General features: G+C 67.5%; 4 protein-coding genes and 1 pseudogene. 4 read left to right on the top strand and 1 reads right to left on the bottom strand.

Annotation, left to right across the window (positions count from 1 at the left end; translation table 11 throughout):
• On the top strand, positions 1-176 hold a 176-nt coding region (locus H0W38_RS19920; protein ID WP_292457434.1), incomplete at its 5' end, for a DUF3579 domain-containing protein.
• A 178-nt stretch (positions 177-354) separates the two neighbouring features.
• Here the strand turns inward: H0W38_RS19920 and rpsT are convergent.
• Complete coding sequence (rpsT, locus tag H0W38_RS19915; protein WP_292457432.1) at positions 355-657, bottom strand: 30S ribosomal protein S20; 303 nt, start codon at positions 655-657, stop codon at positions 355-357.
• Between the two features lie 149 nt (positions 658-806).
• On the opposite strand from rpsT, the gene murJ reads away from it, so the two are divergent.
• The 3 genes and pseudogenes from murJ to H0W38_RS19900 all read left to right on the top strand — a co-directional run.
• Positions 807-2,372, top strand: a complete 1,566-nt coding sequence (murJ, locus tag H0W38_RS19910) for a murein biosynthesis integral membrane protein MurJ (RefSeq protein ID WP_292457430.1) — start codon at positions 807-809, stop codon at positions 2,370-2,372.
• Between the two features lie 144 nt (positions 2,373-2,516).
• Positions 2,517-2,720 carry a hypothetical protein gene (locus tag H0W38_RS19905; RefSeq protein ID WP_292457429.1) on the top strand — a complete coding sequence of 68 codons (204 nt, stop codon included), beginning with the start codon at positions 2,517-2,519 and terminating at the stop codon, positions 2,718-2,720.
• A gap of 54 nt (positions 2,721-2,774) precedes the next feature.
• A pseudogene (locus H0W38_RS19900) lies at positions 2,775-2,999 on the top strand (transglutaminase); the annotation flags it as partial.

Below are 2,999 nucleotides of genomic sequence, written 5' to 3'. Positions count from 1 at the left end.
CTTATTGCGTGCCCAACCTGATCAACGGCGTGCGTTGCGTGGTAGTCAACGAGGCGCTGCGAGAAATCGAGCCAATGGCCTGGGACTTCGTGATGAACTTCGCGCGGGACAACCGGCTTCAGGTGGCCGAAGCCTGTCTGCTGCCAGACGCCGACGACCGGCCAGCGTCTTCGTAGTCCGGAGAAATCGAAGCTTTACGCGAGGCGCGCGCCGAGCGTTCCCGACTTACGACGAGCCAAATGAGACACGCAGCAAAAAGGGGCCGAGGCCCCTTTACTTTCATTTCCACGCGCGACGGCTTCGCAGCAGTTAACGCGGAACGCGGTGACCGCGGCAGCCGTTGCTTCGGAACGGTTACGCCGCCTGCGAGGCCAAGGCCTTGACCTTTGCGGCCAGGCGGCTCTTGTGGCGCGCCGCCTTGTTCTTGTGGAAGAGGCCCTTGTCGGCGATCGAGTCGATCACTTTCTGAGCGATCTTGAAGTTGTCGGAGGCCTTGGCCTTGTCGCCGGTCGAAACCGCCTTGAGCACGCCCTTGACCGCTGTGCGGAACTTGGAGCGCAGGGCGGTGTTGGCGGCGTTGAGGCGCACGTCTTGACGCACGCGCTTGCGACCCGAAGCGATGCGGACCGATTTCTTGACTTTGGACGAGGTGGCCATGAGTAGGGCGGGTGTTGCGTGTGAACAGCCGGTGAGTATAGCAGCCCGCTTTGCTCCGGCTCTACACCGCGTTGTCGGGTGAGTGGTCACTCCTATACTCCGCGCCACTCTAATGTCGGCCCGCCTTGCCGCGGCGCTCGCCACCGCTCATGAACCTGCTGCGCGCTGCGTCCACCGTGTCCCTGCTGACACTGGCCTCGCGCATCACCGGGCTGGTGCGCGAACAGATGATGGCGGCGGCCTTCGGCGCCAGCGTGATGACCGACGCCTTCAACGTTGCCTTCCGCATTCCCAACCTGCTGCGCCGGCTGTTCGCCGAGGGCGCGTTCTCACAGGCATTCGTACCGCTGCTGGCGCAAAGCCGCGAACGCGATGGCGACGATCCCACCCGCGCGTTGATCGACGCGGTGGCCACCGTGCTGCTGTGGGCGCTGCTCGCCGTGTCGCTGCTGGGCGTGCTCGGCGCGCCGGTGCTGGTGTGGCTGATGGCCGAAGGTCTGAAGGAGACCGGCGGTTTCGACATCGCGGTGGTCATGACGCGCTTCATGTTCCCCTACATCGGCTTCATGTCGCTGGTTGCGCTGGCCGCCGGCGTGCTCAACACCTGGAAGCGCTTTGCGGTGTCCGCCGCCACGCCGGTGCTGCTCAACCTCTCCTTCATCGCCGCGGCCTGGCTGCTGGTGCCGCGCTTTTCGGCGTGGGGCATCGAGCCGATCTATGCACTGGCCGTGGGTGTGATGGTGGGCGGCGTGCTGCAGCTCGCCCTGCAGATTCCGGCGCTGAGGGCCATCGGCGCGCTGCCGCGCTTCGGCCTGAGCCCCGCCCGGCTGCGCGCCGCCTGGGCGCATCCCGGCGTGCACCGCGTGCTCAAGCAAATGGCGCCGGCCATCCTGGGCGTGTCGGTCGCGCAGATCTCGCTGCTCATCAACACCCAGATCGCGACGCAGATCGGCGCGGGCGCAGTGTCGTGGCTGACGTATGCCGACCGACTGATGGAGTTCCCCACTGCGCTGCTCGGCGTCGCGCTGGGCGTGGTGCTGCTGCCGCAGCTTTCCGCCACGCAGGCGCTGGGCGATGCCGACCGTTACGCCGCGCTGCTCGACTGGGGCCTGCGCCTGGTGCTCCTGCTGGCGCTGCCGTGTGCCGTGGCGCTGCTGGTGTTTCCCAAGGCCCTCGTCTCGGTGCTTTACCACCGTGGCGCGTTCAGCCCTTACGACGTGCAGCAGACGGTCGTTGCGCTCATGGGCTACGGCGCGGGCCTGCTCGGGCTGGTCGCGCTCAAGGTGCTGGCGCCGGGCTTCTACGCCAAGCAGGACATCCGCACGCCGGTGAAGATCGCCGTGGTCGTGCTGGTGCTGACCCAGTTGCTCAACTTGGTGTTCGTGCCGCGCCTGGGCCATGCCGGGCTGGCGCTTTCGATCGGCTGTGCGGCACTGGTCAATGCGCTTTGGCTGTTGATCATGCTTCACCGCCGCGGCAGTTGGCGGCCGTCGCCCGGTTGGCCGGCCTTTGCCGCCAGGGTGGTGTTCGCCAGCGCGCTGATGGGCGGCGGCCTGGCATGGGCCGCGCAGGCGTTCGACTGGGTCGCGCTGGGCGAGCGCGAACTATTGCGCGCCGGCGCGCTGGCCGCAGTGCTTGCGGCGGCGGCCCTGCTGTACTTCGGCGTTCTGCTGATTCTCGGGCTGCGGCCGTCACAGTTCGCGCGGCGTACCTGAAAAGAGCGTTGAGCGGCGGGACACGGTAGGTGCCCGCCTACGCCACTCCGAGCCGCTGTCCGGCCGACGCTGCGAAATGACCTGCCTACAGTGCGCTTCAGCCGACGCGCTCCGCGCCGGCGCCGCAAGACACAAGGACACCGCATGAACATCGCCCGCAACACATTGAGCGGCATGGCGCTGAGCGCTCTCTTCGCCCTGGCCGCATGCCAGCCCGCCGAGGGTCCGGCCGAGCGCGCCGGCAAGCAGCTGGACAACGCAGCCGAGAAGGTGGGCGACCAGGTCGAGCGCGCTGGCGACAAGATCGAAGACACCGCCGATGACGTGAAAAAGGAAGCCAGCCGCTGACCGGCCACGCGCGCCCTCTGCCGCGTCGCGATGGGGCTGGCCTAAACTGGCTTCATGCCTGCCCCGTTTTCCGTCGAAGTGCCGACTGCGCTGGAGTACTTTGCCGCACTGGTGGCCGATGACGGAAGCCTGTCTCTCACCGAAACGGCCGTCTCGCTCGCGCTCGACGAGCACCCGGCGCTCGATACGCAGTCGGTGCTGGCCGAAATCGACGCGCTCGCCCGCACGCTCGAGCGCCGCATTCCGCGCGACGCCGTGCCGGTGCAGCAGTTGCGCCTG

The organism is Methylibium sp. (assembly GCF_013817365.1).
Lineage (GTDB): Bacteria > Pseudomonadota > Gammaproteobacteria > Burkholderiales > Burkholderiaceae_C > Methylibium.
This window is presented reverse-complemented; position numbering and strand designations above follow the sequence as displayed.